Origin of the sequence: Scandinavium sp. (assembly GCF_051650185.1) — a bacterium.
Taxonomy (GTDB): domain Bacteria; phylum Pseudomonadota; class Gammaproteobacteria; order Enterobacterales; family Enterobacteriaceae; genus Scandinavium.
The window spans coordinates 1-14585 of record NZ_JBOFIN010000025.1; the positions used below are offsets into that span (position 1 = coordinate 1).

14 protein-coding genes are annotated in these 14585 nt (G+C 54.4%); 6 read left to right on the forward strand and 8 right to left on the reverse strand.

Translation table 11 applies throughout. From position 1 onward, the window contains the following. Positions 1 to 65: 65 nt before the first annotated feature. From zapG to degS, 3 genes are all read left to right on the forward strand, one after another. Positions 66 to 464 carry a Z-ring associated protein ZapG gene (gene zapG, locus ACRCWW_RS02810; protein ID WP_330984012.1) on the forward strand — a complete coding sequence of 133 codons (399 nt, stop codon included), beginning with the start codon at positions 66 to 68 and terminating at the stop codon, positions 462 to 464. A 174-nt stretch (positions 465 to 638) separates the two neighbouring features. Continuing rightward, positions 639 to 2012, forward strand: coding sequence for a serine endoprotease DegQ (degQ, locus tag ACRCWW_RS02815; RefSeq protein WP_438681037.1), 1374 nt, complete (start codon positions 639 to 641; stop codon positions 2010 to 2012). Between the two features lie 85 nt (positions 2013 to 2097). Next, the gene (gene degS / locus ACRCWW_RS02820; RefSeq protein WP_438681038.1) at positions 2098 to 3156 is read left to right on the forward strand and encodes an outer membrane-stress sensor serine endopeptidase DegS; all 1059 of its coding nucleotides are present in this window, start codon (positions 2098 to 2100) and stop codon (positions 3154 to 3156) included. A gap of 36 nt (positions 3157 to 3192) precedes the next feature. Here the strand turns inward: degS and ACRCWW_RS02825 are convergent, their stop codons facing one another. The 6 genes from ACRCWW_RS02825 to mdh form a co-directional block, all read right to left on the reverse strand. Next, complete coding sequence (locus ACRCWW_RS02825; RefSeq protein ID WP_438681039.1) at positions 3193 to 4215, reverse strand: alcohol dehydrogenase catalytic domain-containing protein; 1023 nt, start codon at positions 4213 to 4215, stop codon at positions 3193 to 3195. A 7-nt stretch (positions 4216 to 4222) separates the two neighbouring features. After that, positions 4223 to 5662 carry a sugar porter family MFS transporter gene (locus ACRCWW_RS02830; protein WP_438681040.1) on the reverse strand — a complete coding sequence of 480 codons (1440 nt, stop codon included), beginning with the start codon at positions 5660 to 5662 and terminating at the stop codon, positions 4223 to 4225. Positions 5663 to 5850: 188 nt separating this feature from the next. Further along, positions 5851 to 7251, reverse strand: a complete 1401-nt coding sequence (locus ACRCWW_RS02835; protein ID WP_438681041.1) for a sugar isomerase — start codon at positions 7249 to 7251, stop codon at positions 5851 to 5853. A 17-nt stretch (positions 7252 to 7268) separates the two neighbouring features. Beyond that, positions 7269 to 8702, reverse strand: a complete 1434-nt coding sequence (locus ACRCWW_RS02840) for an arabinose isomerase (RefSeq protein WP_438681042.1) — start codon at positions 8700 to 8702, stop codon at positions 7269 to 7271. Further along, a complete protein-coding gene (locus ACRCWW_RS02845; protein ID WP_438681043.1) occupies positions 8699 to 9586 on the reverse strand; it encodes a helix-turn-helix domain-containing protein in 888 nt (295 codons plus the stop codon). The genes ACRCWW_RS02840 and ACRCWW_RS02845 overlap by 4 nt, the downstream gene beginning before the upstream one ends. 260 nt (positions 9587 to 9846) lie before the next feature. Next, positions 9847 to 10785, reverse strand: coding sequence for a malate dehydrogenase (mdh, locus tag ACRCWW_RS02850; protein WP_438681044.1), 939 nt, complete (start codon positions 10783 to 10785; stop codon positions 9847 to 9849). Between the two features lie 415 nt (positions 10786 to 11200). Between mdh and argR the strand changes: the two genes are divergently transcribed. From argR to yhcN-B, 3 genes are all read left to right on the forward strand, one after another. Next, on the forward strand, positions 11201 to 11671 hold the full coding sequence (argR, locus tag ACRCWW_RS02855) for a transcriptional regulator ArgR (RefSeq protein WP_438681045.1): 471 nt from the start codon (positions 11201 to 11203) through the stop codon (positions 11669 to 11671). A gap of 374 nt (positions 11672 to 12045) precedes the next feature. Then, positions 12046 to 12309, forward strand: a complete 264-nt coding sequence (yhcN, locus tag ACRCWW_RS02860) for a peroxide/acid stress response protein YhcN (protein WP_438681046.1) — start codon at positions 12046 to 12048, stop codon at positions 12307 to 12309. Between the two features lie 108 nt (positions 12310 to 12417). Next, on the forward strand, positions 12418 to 12684 hold the full coding sequence (gene yhcN-B / locus ACRCWW_RS02865; RefSeq protein ID WP_330984018.1) for a DUF1471 family stress response protein YhcN-B: 267 nt from the start codon (positions 12418 to 12420) through the stop codon (positions 12682 to 12684). Positions 12685 to 12772: 88 nt separating this feature from the next. On the opposite strand, the gene ACRCWW_RS02870 is transcribed toward yhcN-B, so the two are convergent. Both ACRCWW_RS02870 and ACRCWW_RS02875 read right to left on the reverse strand, forming a co-directional pair. Then, positions 12773 to 13048: a barstar family protein gene (locus tag ACRCWW_RS02870; RefSeq protein ID WP_438681047.1), complete on the reverse strand. Its 276-nt coding sequence runs from the start codon at positions 13046 to 13048 to the stop codon at positions 12773 to 12775. A gap of 52 nt (positions 13049 to 13100) precedes the next feature. Further along, positions 13101 to 14555, reverse strand: coding sequence for an NAD-dependent succinate-semialdehyde dehydrogenase (locus ACRCWW_RS02875; protein WP_438681048.1), 1455 nt, complete (start codon positions 14553 to 14555; stop codon positions 13101 to 13103). Positions 14556 to 14585 lie beyond the last annotated feature (30 nt).

A 14585-nucleotide genomic window follows, 5' to 3' on the forward strand; every position in this document is an offset into this window, starting at 1 on the left:
CTATCGGGCGCAGGCGAGGAGCCTTTTTGCCACCCTACGGAACCACAAAACAACGGGAGAAGTTCATGACCTGGGAATATGCGCTAATTGGTTTAGTCGTCGGTATCATCATTGGCGCCGTCGCAATGCGTTTTGGCAATCGCAAGTTACGCCAGCAGCAAGCCCTGCAATACGAACTGGAAAAGAACAAAGCAGAGCTGGACGAATATCGTGAAGAGTTAGTCAGCCACTTTGCCCGCAGCGCAGAGCTGCTCGACAACATGGCGCATGATTACCGCCAGCTGTATCAGCACATGGCGAAAAGCTCCAGCAACCTGCTGCCGGAAATGAGCGCAGAGGAAAACCCATTCCGCAATCGTCTGGCAGAATCTGAAGCCAGCAACGATCAGGCTCCGGTTCAGATGCCTCGCGATTACTCTGATGGCGCATCCGGCCTGCTGCGCAGCGGCGTTAAACGCGACTGATCACCCTCTTTCCGACTATTTTTTACGGGCGCGCCCCCTGCGCCCGCCTCTTCCCCCCCTTCCCAGCTATTATTTAGTCATCACCTCATTGTTAGGCGTCCGAAAATTCAATAACATCGGGCTGTTTATGGGCATTTTTTCTTTCTCCTCCTCAGGTAATGAGAGCCAGCATCAATGAAAAAACAAACCTTATTATTAAGTGCGTTAGCGTTAAGTGTTGGACTGTCTCTTGGCGCTGCCGCGCCGGTGTCGGCCTCTCTGCCTTCTGCGGTCCCAGGGCAAGGCCAACTGCCTAGCCTTGCACCGATGCTGGAGAAAGTGCTTCCTGCGGTGGTCAGCGTGCAGGTTGAAGGCACCGCCTCACCCGCCCAAAACGGGCAAGTCCCGGATGAACTGAAAAAGTATTTTGGCGATGACGCGCCAAACGATCAGCCTCAGCCGTTTGAAGGCCTGGGTTCCGGTGTCATCATTGATGCGGCAAAGGGCTACGTGCTGACGAACAATCACGTCGTGAATCAGGCGCAGAAAATCAGCGTACAGCTGAACGATGGCCGGGAGTTTGATGCCAAACTGGTAGGAAGCGACGATCAAAGCGACATCGCGCTGCTGCAACTGCAAAAAGCCGATCACCTGACACAAATCGCGATTGCCGATTCCGACAAGCTTCGGGTCGGCGATTTCGCCGTCGCCGTCGGCAACCCGTTTGGCCTCGGTCAAACCGCCACGTCGGGCATCATTTCTGCTTTAGGGCGCAGCGGCCTCAATCTGGAAGGTCTGGAAAACTTCATTCAGACCGACGCCTCCATCAACCGGGGCAACTCCGGCGGCGCGCTGCTGAATCTTAATGGCGAGCTGGTCGGCATCAATACCGCGATTCTGGCCCCTGCCGGTGGCAGCGTCGGCATCGGCTTTGCCATTCCCAGCAACATGGCCATTACTCTGGCAAAACAGCTGATTCAGTTTGGCGAAATTAAGCGTGGCCTGCTCGGTATCAAAGGCATGGAAATGACTGCCGATATCGCGAAAGCTTTCAACCTCGATATTCAGCGCGGGGCCTTTGTTAGTGAAGTTCTGCCAAATTCTGGCTCAGCAAAAGCAGGCATTAAATCAGGCGACGTGATAGTCAGCCTGAACGGTAAACCGCTTAATAGCTTCGCAGAATTGCGTTCAAGGATTGCCACCACCGAGCCGGGTACAAAAGTGAAACTGGGCTTACTGCGCGCCGGCAAACCGCTGGATGTAGAAGTCACCCTGGATAAAAGCACCTCGTCGACCGCCAGCGCCGAACTGATCACCCCTGCCCTGCAAGGTGCTTCATTGAGCGATGGTCAGATGAAAGATGGCACCAAAGGGATCGTGCTCGACGAAGTTGAGAAAGGCAGCGCGGCGGCACAGGTTGGGTTGCATAAAGGCGATGTCATCATCGGCATCAACCGTGAACGAATTCAGTCGATTGCCGAAATGCGCAAAGTTCTGGAGTCCAAACCCGCGATCATTGCGCTCAACGTGATGCGCGGCAATGAAAGTATCTATCTGCTGCTGCGTTAAGTGAAATTTTTCGGGCATCCTCTGCGCGATGCCCGAAAAACTCATGTTATGCTGCGCCTGTTTCCTTACCAGTGATAAAGGCATCATGCTTGTAAAGCTCCTGCGTTCCGTCGCGATTGGTTGTATTGTGGGTGGCATTCTGTTGGCCGCCATGCCGTCATTGCGTCAATTTAATCCGTTGTCCACCGCGCCGTATGACAGTACGGACGAATCCCCTGCCAGCTACAATCAGGCTGTGAAACGTGCGGCACCTGCCGTGGTTAACGTCTACAACCGTGCGTTAAACAACACCAGCCATAATATGCTGACCCTGGGGTCGGGCGTGATTATGGACGAGCGTGGGTACATCATTACCAACAAGCACGTGATTAACGATGCCGACCAGATCATCGTCGCTTTGCAGGACGGGCGCGTGTTCGAAGCGCTGCTGGTCGGTTCCGACACCCTGACTGATTTGGCCGTACTGAAAATCACCGCCAACGGCGGCTTGCCCGTTATTCCCATCAATCCCAAACGCGTGCCGCATATCGGTGATGTCGTGCTGGCGATTGGTAACCCGTATAACCTGGGCCAAACCATCACTCAGGGCATTATCAGCGCCACCGGGCGCATCGGCCTGAATCCGTCAGGTCGGCAGAATTTCCTGCAAACGGATGCCTCCATCAACCACGGCAACTCCGGCGGCGCGCTGGTCAACTCGCTGGGCGAACTGATGGGCATCAACACCCTTTCCTTTGATAAGAGCAACGATGGCGAAACGCCGGAAGGCATTGGTTTCGCCATTCCTTTCCAGCTGGCAACAAAAATCATGGACAAGCTGATTCGTGATGGCCGCGTGATTCGTGGTTATATCGGGATTAGCGGGCGTGAAATTGCGCCGCTCCACACTCAGGGTGGCGCGCTGGATCAGATTCAGGGCATTGTGGTGAATGAAGTCGCTTCAGGTGGCCCGGCGGCAGAAGCAGGCATTCAGGTGAACGACGTGATTGTTACCGTGAATGATAAACCTGCCGTGTCAGCGCTGGAGACCATGGATCAGGTGGCAGAAATTCGCCCTGGCTCCGTTATCCCTGTTGTGGTGATGCGCGATGATAAGAAGCTGACGCTGAAGGTCACCATTCAGGAATACCCCGCCACCAACTAAAACAGCAAAGCCCGGTTAACCCGGGCTTCGTTTTTTCTAGCCGTTAACCTCAATCATCGTTTTGATCTCATTGGCGACAGGCTGCGTCCAGGCTTCCTGCGCGCGCGACAGCGGCAGGCTTCGGCTCACCAGAATATCGGCATTCAGCTTTTGCGCCTCCAGCGCGGCAATCACCGCAGGCCAGGTGAATTTGTAGCGCATCACACCGTGGATCGTGACCTCCCGCTCAATGACGGCCGACATCGGGAATCCGCCAATCGGCTCGCCCACACCAATGATGATTGCCCGCCCGCCGGAAACGACGCTCAGGCAGGCATCGTGGCGCACCGACTGCACACCCGTGCATTCCAGTAGCACATCATACTGGCGGTCATTCTCTGCCAGGCTTTGCAACGTTTCTGCACCGAACTCATGGGCGATGCGACGCCGCCCGTCCTGCGGCTCGACCAGCACCACTTCTGTCGCACCACAGGCTTTCGCCACCTGCACGGCAAACAGGCCAACAGGCCCGCCGCCGGTGATAAGCACGCGTGAACCAAGCCCGATGCACCCTTTTTGCACCCCCGCTAACGCAACAGAAATGGTTTCCACCATTGCCGCCGCGTGATCGCTGACGGCATCACCGATCGCATGAGCATTGCGCGTCGGCACGCATAAATAGTTCTGCATCGCGCCGTAAGTGCCCGGCACGCCGAAGAACTTCTGCGTCGGGCAAATGTTGTAGTTGCCCTGCAAACAGTGCGCGCAATGGCCGCATGGCACCAGGGGATCAACAGAAACACGCTGACCGATTAGGGCATTGCTCACGCCTTTGCCCACCGCAACGATCGTGCCGCCAAACTCATGCCCCATGATCATCGGTTCGGTGATAATTTCACTGCCGCAGCGACCCTCAAAATAGAAATGCTTGTCCGAGCCACACACGCCAACCGAGCCAATTTTGACTAACACCTCGCCCGGCTGCGGCTGAGGCACTTCCGTTGTTTGCAACTCCAGCGTCTCTTTTCCTGTCAGGAACAGCGACTGCTGGGTATCAGGCACAGCGATTTTCGATTCCATATCAACCTCAATCAGAGTTAATGACAATGTGAGATGTAGCCGACGTGCGCGGGCTGAAGCGCCCGTTAATCAGGCTTTGTTCGATATCTTCCAGGCTGCGACCGCGGGTTTCAGGCGCATAGCGCCAGACAAAAATCCAGGCCAGCGCGTTGACGAAAGCCAGAGCGCCAAACACAAGACCGATACCCAACGCATCGGCAGTGAAGAAGAGGAGAAGAGTGACGATAAAATTGACCGTCCACAGCGTGAAGGAGCAAAGAGCAGTACCTTTGCCGCGAACGCCAAGCGGGAAGATTTCGGCGCAGTAAAGCCAGGTCACAACGGAAAGGCTGCCGCCGTTAAACGCGAAATAGCCCAGCAGGCACACCAGCACAACCACTTTGCTGGTCTCGCTGAGGATCCGATGTGAGTCCGGCGACCACGGCAGCAGCAGCGACATCACCGCCAGCACAATCACCGCTCCCGGCAGGCCGATGAGCATTAAGCGGCGACGCCCAAGCACATCCAGCAGCCAGATACCCAGCAGCGTGAAAAGCGTCAGCACCACACCGATGCCAACCGAGCCCAGCGTGGCGGCCGCAGTACCAAACTGCGCCATCACCAGCAGCGATGGGGCGTAATAGATAATGGCGCTGATCCCGGTTGCCTGAGAGAAAATGGCGATGCCCAGACCAGCAATTAACGCCGGGCGAACCCACGGCTGGAAAAGCTCACGCCAGCTGGACTCCTGCTCCAGATGTAAACGCTGGATTTCATTCACCTCAAGCACAGCTTCGTGTTCAGTGCGCCCTACGCGCATCAGAATGGCTTTTGCCCGTTCAACCTGATGCTTACCCACCAGCCAGCGCGGGCTTTCCGGCAGGAACACCATCACCACGATGAAAATCACGGCCGGAATAACGGCAATCCCGAGCATCCATTCCCACGAACCTGTGGGCCCAAGCAGATAGCCTGTCGCATAGGCGAGCAAAGTCCCGACGCAAATCATCATCTGGAACAGCACGCCCTGAGCACCACGCCGGTGAGCGGGTGCCAGTTCGGCAATGTACATCGGCACAATCTGTGACGAGCCGCCAACGCCAAGACCGAGCAGAAAACGCATTACAATCAGCATGCTGAGGGAAGTAGAGAGCGCACACCCCAGAGCAAAGAGCGCAAACAGGACTGATATGACGATGACGGTATGACGTCGGCCAAGACGATCAGACAGCGGGCCGGTGAGCAGTGCGCCAAAAATCGCGCCCAGCAGCGTGGCGGACGTCACCACCGACTGCATAAAGGCGTCATTCGCAATGCCGAAATCATCACGCAGAAACAGCAACGCGCTGGCGATAATTCCGGTGTCATAGCCGTACAGCAGACCACCGATGCTGGCCCCTATCGCAACCAGAAAGCTGTAGCCTTTGCCGTGAGCGGCGAGTGTGGCGGAGGGCGATATCCTGTTCATGTTTAACCTCTTCTGAATATTTTTGTTTGCCCCCTTTGCCAGATTTCGGCAAAGGGAGTCCCTGCAGCACGCTGTGCCACAAAGGAGCCAGGGTTAAGAGGGGAAGCGTTAACGCTTCCCGTACGACGAACGAACAACGCGCAACCACGATCGACGCCAACAGCGCAGGCGATCATGCGCAGGTCAAATCACACTTCGAGGACAGGGATATTCAGCAGTTGTCCCAGCTTATGGAAGGCCTGAGCGTGATGCCCGCGCCCCATCGCACAGTGGTGCGTTGGGCCACAGGCAGACCAGGCATTCACAAACGTGCGCATTCCATTGCGGAAGCGGAACAGGGCATTGGTATCGCCCAGTTGTAGGGTTTTCCCCTCAACCAGTTCCCCTTCGGCCAGCACCAGCAGATACTGACCGTCCGAGCCCTGCGTGACGGATGCCAGCGTCACCGGGCCGGGCGCTGGCGTGAACTGCGTCAGGAAACCGCTGCCCGGTTTACCATGGAAAACAGGGCTCATTTTCAGCAGGGATTTTTCGTCGGCAATATCAGGATCGCCCGCCCCGCTGTGACCCAGGATGCAGAGATCCTGATTGAAATCCATCGAGTAGAGTTCGGTGAGCGTCGCACTCCCGGACAGCGATTTCATCAGCGTCAGTGCTATCGCCACTTTTACGTCTGCCTCAACCGGCGAGGCAATGCCCTGCTGTGTCAGCATGGAAAAGACCGGATTAGAGGCGGAGATAATCTGGTGCATGTAGCCGCTGGGCTGAACTTCAAAATGGTTCGACAGTGCGATCAGCTGGTGATCGTCAACCAGCTTTTGGGTCGCCAGATACACCTCGATCATCGACGTCAGGTGCTGCTCATCCAGATCCGCCGGAAGCCGGAAGACCTCTTTGACCCGACGGCTTGCCTGCTCGATGGCATCCGGGCCAAAACCACAGGCGACATTGGCAGCAATATCTTCCCAGTTCAGATGCTTAACGTAGCTGCCGAAGGTACGGAATATCTGCGTTTCATCGACGTTCAAATCCATCATCCCCGGATAAGGGCGACCCAGGATGCCGATATTGCCGGACTTCAGGCGGCGGCAGGCATCGGCGGCAGCACACCACTCCTCGATTGCCGCGTCCAGGATGTCGTCACCATTGAGATACCCCGTCACCACCGCAAACGGATGCTCAAAACGACGAAGCACAGCGGTCATTTCAGGAAGCCCCGCACAGGTACAGCCTTTCCCCAACCAGTCATCAATGGTGTGCGTGTTATCCAGATCCAGCGCGGGAACAGACTGCACGTTAAGCAGCACCAGCGTGACGTTACCCAGCGCGCGCACAACGGGCAGGAGCGATTCCGAAGAGGCGTAGGTCGTCAGATGGCAAAAAACGATGTCCACATCTTCGGCCTGGAAGCGCAGGCCAGCTTCGCGTGCTCGCGTTGGGTTATCCACCATCCCCACGGAGACAACATCCCGTCCTGAAAACTTTTCCACCAGCTGATGATGGTGATCCAGCAAACGCGCCTTCATGCCTGAAAACTGGGGCCAGTACGCCTCCAGCCCGATAGCCAAAACGCCAATTTTTGCACTCATTTGATTCTCCTCAGCTTTTACACAATGCGGTTTGCCCTGATCCCGAGCAGCGTGGCCAGTTTTTCCAGCGTCTCACCGTGATGCCCGATGCCGATGGCGCAGTGATGCGCGGCCCCGCCGCGAGACCACTGTTCTGTAAAGGCCCGCGCTCCGTTCGCAAAGCGGTAGCGGCTGTTGGTGTTGCCGATGTCCAGCACTTCGCCCTCGACGGATTCCCCTTCGGCATACTGCAAAATCACCTGGTTGTGGATATCTTCCACCACGGACAGGAAGGTCACCGGGCCGTTGCGTACGCTCATCTGAATAGAGATGCCTTTCCCTGGTTTGCCGTGATAAACCGGCAGCGGCACCAGGCGCACCTCACTTTCTGCCATGGCCGGATGCGCCGGGCCATCGTGGCCCCACAGCACCACGTCATCATCAAAATCAATGCCGTACGGCTCAGCAAAGGAACCGCCCGCCCCAAGCAGCGACATGATTTTCATCGCAATGACATTTTTGACTTCGTACTCACCGGAGACAGGGATATCGCGCCCCGTCAGCAGGGTGTTACCCAGAATCAGTGAGGTGACGATGTTTTCGTAGGCGTTACCCGACGAGCCTTCGTAGTAATAGGCGAGCGCATCGAGCGAGTTTTCACGAACCAGGCTGTCGAGCGCGACGGCGGTGTGCATCGCTCGCTGCAATTCTTTCGCTTCGCAGCTGGGATCGGTGGTGAGTTTGTCGTTAATTTCGCGCTGCTTATCGTCCAGTTGCGCGGGTGTGACCTGCTCGCGCCAGTGCAGCAGCTCGCACATCTCCAGCGGCTGGAAGCGCACACCCAGCTTTGCCGACAGGTTAGTCATGTTGGAATAGACGTCGTACATGCCGTTGTAGTAATGCCCAAGCACGCCAATATGGGTTTGCGCGAGGCGCATTTTCAGGATGTGAGCGCCAAGCCAGGCTTCCGTTTGCTGCCAGACGTGCGGATCGTTATTCAGCGCTCCGACGATCATTTCCCAGCGGATCCCGGCGCGGTTAAAGACGTTTGCCAGCTCAGGCGCACTGCAAGCCTGACAATGCGCCAGCCATTCACCGGTACGCGCGCCGCGATCCGGCAAATCGCGGATCGCGCTATATGGCAATGTGCGCTCCGGCTGTAAGGCCAGGATCAGCACCGGTACGGAGAATTGCTGCACTAACGGCAGCACCGTCGAGCTGAGAGCGTAGGTGCTGATAGCAATAATGATGACATCCGGCGCGGCCTGTTTGAGCTCCCGGGCGAAAGCATCGCTTTTCTCGGTCGAATCCAGCAGGCCACCGTTAATGATGTTTAGCTGCGGGGCGGCAAGACGCTGCTCAATGTCCTGCAAATACCCCAATAACCGCTGTTCCAGCCCGGCAAATTGCGGCCAGTAGGTGTTTAATCCAATGCCAAATAAGGCCGCGTTAAGCTTGTCCTGTGCATTCATAAAGTGTCTCCTTGAGAGAGTAAATTGCCTGAAAAGGGAAAAAGGCCTCGCCCGGTTCCAGCCGTCTGCAATGCTCGTCGACAGTGGCTGGGGGACTGATTAAAGGTTTTTTGAAACATGACGGAAAAGTAATTGCTGTCGCTAAAACCGCTCACCGCAGCAACTTCAGAAATAGGCAGTTCGCTGGTCCCCAGCAAAAAGATGGCGTGGCAAAGCCGGCGCTGCATCTGGTAGCGGCTGATGGTCATGCCTGTCATTTGCTTAAAGGCATCCCGCACCGATCGCGGAGAAAGCTGATGCCGCGAACAAAGCGAGTCCAGTTCGAACTTCTCGTTGAGATGCGAACCCAGCGTCGCCATCACCAGATCGATATCCTTTCGCGCCTGAACCATCGGCTTATCAGGCGCACAGCGATGGCGCATAAGCAGCAGCGTCAGTTCGAGAAAAAGGGATTCCGTCAGCCTCAGGGAAATCGAATCTTGCCTGCGACATTCCGCATCCAGGCGTTCAACCTGTTGACGTATCAACGCCAGCGATTCAACGGTTAAGCGCCAGCTGCGGCTTTCCTGATCCGTTTCGGTGCCGGGTAACAGACTGTTCCAGTCCGTACCGATACGCAGACGATCGCGGCAAAAAAGAATGTTGCCCAGCTCAAGATTGTCGACCAACTCGTAGTAGTGAGAGTCCTGCTGGGTAACGTAAAACATGTCGCCATAGGTAATGCGGTGCGGCAAACCATTCCAGATGTGCAAGCCATTCCCCCGCCAGACAATGACTATCTCGTCAAAATCATGCCGATGAAGCGGGAACGGATCCTGAGGACTGCGGTGTTCCACCGCCACTGGATGGGCGGCACTGGTGAAGTAGTCACTGCGTCGGAGCATTAGCGATGTCATGGATTTCCCCGCGAATGGCTGCAAGATGAAGCCAATATAGGGCAGACGAAAGTTGAAGCGCCTTAAGAGGCAGGTGGAAAATCAGGCCGATCGTGGCCAAAAAATCAAGAAACAGGCAGGGATTGTTGAAGTTGCAATGCTGATCACATTTCAATAACAAATGGCCAGACGCATCACAATCAGAACGGAATCAAAAAAAATGCGGGCTAAGCAGCCCGCACATTATCGTTACTGGAAAGCTATGAACATCACTTGTTCACAAACTCTTCACCCAGCACGATATCTTTCTTCAGGGTATCGAGCATGCCTTCCATCGCGTGTTGTTCAAACGCGCTCAGCTTGCCGATAGACTGGCGCTCTTCCACCCCGTTCTTGCCGAGCAGCAGCGGCTGTGAGAAGAAGCGAGCATGTTCGCCGTCACCTTCAACATAAGCACACTCAACAACGCCTTTCTCACCCTGCAGTGCACGCACCAGAGAAAGACCAAAGCGAGCCGCCGCCTGGCCCATAGACAGTGTCGCGGAGCCGCCACCGGCTTTCGCTTCCACCACTTCGGTGCCTGCGTTCTGAATACGCTTCGTCAGGTCTGCCACTTCCTGTTCGGAGAAGCTCACACCTGGAATTTGCGACAGCAGCGGCAGAATCGTCACGCCTGAGTGACCACCGATAACCGGCACTTCAACGTCTGTTGGCTGTTTACCTTTCAGTTCCGCCACAAAAGTATTCGAGCGGATGATATCCAGCGTGGTCACACCAAACAGTTTGTTTTTGTCATAAACGCCCGCTTTCTTCAGCACTTCTGCTGCAATCGCGACCGTGGTGTTAACCGGGTTGGTGATGATCCCAATGCAGGCTTTCGGACAGGTTTTCGCAACCTGCTGCACGAGGTTCTTCACGATGCCCGCGTTGACGTTAAACAGATCGGAACGATCCATCCCTGGTTTACGCGCGACACCGGCAGAAATCAGCACCACATCAGCGCCTTCCAGTGCTGGTGTTGCGTCTTCGCCGGAAAAGCCTTTGATCCTGACCGCGGTCGGGATATGGCTGAGATCAACCGCCACGCCAGGTGTGACTGGCGCGATATCATACAGGGAGAGTTCTGAGCCGGAAGGCAGTTGGGTCTTAAGTAGTAGGGCAAGCGCCTGACCGATACCGCCAGCTGCGCCGAGGACTGCGACTTTCATCCTAAACTCCTTATTATGGTTAGTTTCATCTACCGAAACTCCGTTGCGGCAACCTTAATTCACAAGGTAAACAATAACAATAAGCGGCGTTACAGAATGCGGCGTTCCCCGCAGCATTGCGTTGTTATCGCTCACTTTACCGCCTGAATCAGGCTTAACGCGACGGCGTAACCAGTCGACTACTGGTTACAATACACCCAGCAAGTTGGGCAAAACAACATCATTTTGATAACAATTGATTTACTTTTACCCTTATTTCCGCGCCGTGACGAAAGCATGTTCCCTGATAACGATTTTTGATAAAATCGTTCCCTTTCATAACATTATTTCAGCCTTATTGATGGCAGATAATTTGCATAAAAATTCATTCATATGCATAATAATGTTGTTTTTCCCGCCATGATATGGGTGACTTATGCGAAGCTCGTCTAAGCAAGAAGAATTAGTCAAAGCGTTTAAAGCGCTGCTTAAAGAAGAAAAATTCAGTTCTCAGGGCGAAATCGTCCAGGCATTGCAGGAAGAAGGCTTTGATAATATCAATCAGTCTAAAGTCTCCCGCATGCTGACGAAGTTCGGTGCAGTCCGTACCCGCAACGCCAAAATGGAGATGGTTTATTGTCTGCCTGCTGAGCTTGGCGTCCCAACCACCTCCAGCCCGCTGAAGAATCTGGTGCTGGACATCGACTATAACGATGCGGTGGTGGTTATCCACACAAGCCCGGGCGCGGCACAGTTGATTGCTCGTCTGCTGGATTCTTTGGGTAAAGCAGAAGGCATTCTGGGTAGCATCGCGGGCGATGACACCATCTTCACCACTCCCGCACGCGGTTTCACGGTAAAAGAGTTGTACGAAGCCATTCTGGTGTTATTCGAGCAAGAACTGTAAGCGACCCCTCTCCGGTTAGCGCCGGAGAGTCTCCTCCCTTCCTGACGCACCGAAGCGCTACATAAACCTCCCTTTTCTTTAACATTAAGTGCGTTTCACTGCCTTAATGTATTCATCCAGTGAATCTCGTTAGCAAAATCGCACAAAATATCAAATTCATCTATCTCTATGATTTTCTTATTGTTAATAGAGTAACTTTTGCATTCCCTGCCATTTCTAATGCCTTTTAGTTATAAAAATGACGTTTTTTGACATTTAATTACACGGGCAATCATTAGCCTGGTATTAATTTTTTAGGTGATTAGTGTATACTTGATTTTGTGATGAGGGTCACGAAACAAGGCCCTGATAAAAAATTCGACGAGGTGAATATTATGAAAATCAAAACCACTGTAAGCGCATTGACCATCCTTTCTGTTCTCTCTTTCGGCGCTTTTGCAGCAGATTCCATCAATGCAGACCAGGCCGCTAATCGCCAGGCGATTGGAACTGTTTCTGTCGGTGCTGTCGGTTCTTCTCCAATGGACATGCACCAGATGCTGGATCAAAAAGCCCAGGAACAAGGTGCTTCTTCTTACCGCATCATCGAAGCACGCACTGGTAAAAGCTGGCACGCCACTGCAGAGCTGTACAAATAAGTTTTCTTTCTAGTCAGAAGCAAAAAACGAATGTAACCCCGCGGCACCAGGCATAAAAAAAGCAGTTCAAACCTTCTCGCCGCGTATCACTGAATTGAGGTAAAGATTATGAAAAACGCAATGATTATCGCATCCCTGGGTCTGGCATCTGTTCTGTCTTTCAGCGCCGGTGCTGCTGTTCATCAGGTTAGCGCAGAGCAGGCACAAAACCTGCAGTCCATGGGTACCGTCTCTGTTTCTCAGGTAGGTAGCGCACCAATGGACATGCGTCATGAACTGGCTGCTAAAGCTGAAAAAGAAGGTGCTTCTTCCTACCGCATTATCGAAGCGCGTTCAGGCGATACCTGGCACGCTACGGCTGAGCTGTACAAATAAACCCTCGTCGTCTTACTGACGACTTGCCCCCGCCTGTCGGGGGCTTTTTTGTTTTATTGCCCGGCCTACTCAACCACGATAAACCTTTTTATTTGTGGCGTACGTTAAAACGCAGCATCCCTTCCAGCTCTTCTTCCGCTTCATCAAACAGCAAAATGAGTGCGCCGTAGCGTCGGTGCTGTGCCTCGTCGAGATGGATAAACTCAATCTCCAGCGGCAACGGTAACTCGCTGTTGGTCACGGCTTCCCAGAGTGAATCAAGATCGCGAATCTGCACACCCGCAAGGGAAAACGTGCGGGTAAACTCACGGTAAAAATCGTTTTGATTGCCGATATGTTTGAAATCAAAGGTATAGCTTTTCATGCATGCCCCGCCTCACCCCAGACGGGCGGCACAAGCCGCCCTTTGTATTCGCTTATAATCCCCCAAGATGCAGGGTTTTGACTTCCAAAAACTCCTCCAGCCCTAACACCGATCCCTCGCGGCCAAGCCCGGACTCTTTCACGCCACCAAATGGCCCCAGCTCGGTGGAGACGGCACACTCATTAATCCCGATCATGCCGCTTTCCAGCGCCTGTGAGACCCGGAAGACCCGCTGTAAATTCTGAGTATAGAAATAAGCGGCGAGGCCAAACGGCGTGTTGTTCGCACGCTGAATAACTTCCTCCTCGCTGGTGAAACGGAAGCAGGCTGCGACCGGGCCAAAGGTTTCTTCCTGAGCTAACTGCATGTTATCGCTGCAATCGCCCAACACGGTCGGTTGCCAGAAATTGCCGCCCAACGCATGGGCTTTGCCTCCGGCGAGCACGCTTGCCCCTTTGGCTACGGCATCTTCAACGTGTTCACGCACCTTTTTGACTGCGGAGGGTTCGATCAACGGGCCAACCACCACGCCCTCTTCCGCTCCATTGCCCACTTTCAGGATATTCACCGCGTCTGCCAGCTTGCGGGTAAAATCGTCATAAACCTTTTCCTGAATATAGAAGCGGTTAACGCTGACGCACACCTGCCCGGCATTGCGGAACTTATTGGCAATAGCGCCTTTCACCGCAGCATCAATGTCCGCATCGTCAAAGACGATGTAAGGTGCGTTGCCGCCCAACTCCATCGACACTTTCTTCATCGTCTCTGCGGCATTACGCACCAGCGTCTTGCCCACGGCCGTCGAGCCGGTGAAAGAGATCTTGCGCACTTCGTGGCTTGCCATGATGGCGTCACTGATTTCTTGCGTATTTCCCGCGACGGCATTCAGCACACCGTCAGGAACACCCGCTTTTTTGGCTAATTGCAGGAGAGCAAAAGCGCTGAGCGGCGTATTGTTGGCTGGCTTGATGACGCCGGTACACCCCGCAGCTAACGCCGGGCCCAGTTTGCGCGTCAGCATGGCCATAGGGAAATTCCACGGCGTGATCGCCGCGACCACACCAACAGGTTCACGGGTCGCCAGAATTCGGGAGCCGGGTTTGACGGGCGGAATGATTTCGCCGTTAGCGCGTTTGCCCTGTTCGGCAAACCACTGAATAAAGCTTGCGGAGTATTCCACTTCGCCTTCCGCTTCTTTTATCGGCTTGCCCTGCTCGGTGGTCATCAATCTGCCAAGCCAGGCTTTGTTCTCGATGATTAACTGATACCAGCGATAGAGAATTTCGGAGCGCTCTTTCGCCGTTTTCGCCCGCCAGAGTGGGAAAGCTTTGCTTGCTGCGGCAATCGCGGCTTCGGTTTCTTTCTTACCTGCTTTCGCGACTTTGGCGATCACTTCCCCTGTTGCCGGGTTAACGACGTCGAATGTCGTCTCAAGGGATTTCCATACGCCATCAACAAAAAAACCCGTTTGAAAAAGTTCGTTATCCTGGAGTGCCTGCGTTGTCATGATTCCTCCGACCGTGGTGTCCTGTGATAA

Bases quoted from the DNA above. Each gene is read 5' to 3' on its own strand.
- yhcN (WP_438681046.1), top strand. From the start codon at position 12,046: ATGAAAATCAAAACCACTGTAAGCGCATTGACCATCCTTTCTGTTCTC.
- argR (WP_438681045.1), top strand. From the start codon at position 11,201: ATGCGAAGCTCGTCTAAGCAAGAAGAATTAGTCAAAGCGTTTAAAGCG.
- yhcN-B (WP_330984018.1), top strand. From the start codon at position 12,418: ATGAAAAACGCAATGATTATCGCATCCCTGGGTCTGGCATCTGTTCTG.
- zapG (WP_330984012.1), top strand. From the start codon at position 66: ATGACCTGGGAATATGCGCTAATTGGTTTAGTCGTCGGTATCATCATT.
- degS (WP_438681038.1), top strand. From the start codon at position 2,098: ATGCTTGTAAAGCTCCTGCGTTCCGTCGCGATTGGTTGTATTGTGGGT.
- degQ (WP_438681037.1), top strand. From the start codon at position 639: ATGAAAAAACAAACCTTATTATTAAGTGCGTTAGCGTTAAGTGTTGGA.
- ACRCWW_RS02835 (WP_438681041.1), bottom strand. From the start codon at position 7,251: ATGAGTGCAAAAATTGGCGTTTTGGCTATCGGGCTGGAGGCGTACTGG.
- ACRCWW_RS02830 (WP_438681040.1), bottom strand. From the start codon at position 5,662: ATGAACAGGATATCGCCCTCCGCCACACTCGCCGCTCACGGCAAAGGC.
- ACRCWW_RS02825 (WP_438681039.1), bottom strand. From the start codon at position 4,215: ATGGAATCGAAAATCGCTGTGCCTGATACCCAGCAGTCGCTGTTCCTG.
- ACRCWW_RS02845 (WP_438681043.1), bottom strand. From the start codon at position 9,586: ATGCTCCGACGCAGTGACTACTTCACCAGTGCCGCCCATCCAGTGGCG.
- mdh (WP_438681044.1), bottom strand. From the start codon at position 10,785: ATGAAAGTCGCAGTCCTCGGCGCAGCTGGCGGTATCGGTCAGGCGCTT.
- ACRCWW_RS02840 (WP_438681042.1), bottom strand. From the start codon at position 8,702: ATGAATGCACAGGACAAGCTTAACGCGGCCTTATTTGGCATTGGATTA.
- ACRCWW_RS02875 (WP_438681048.1), bottom strand. From the start codon at position 14,555: ATGACAACGCAGGCACTCCAGGATAACGAACTTTTTCAAACGGGTTTT.
- ACRCWW_RS02870 (WP_438681047.1), bottom strand. From the start codon at position 13,048: ATGAAAAGCTATACCTTTGATTTCAAACATATCGGCAATCAAAACGAT.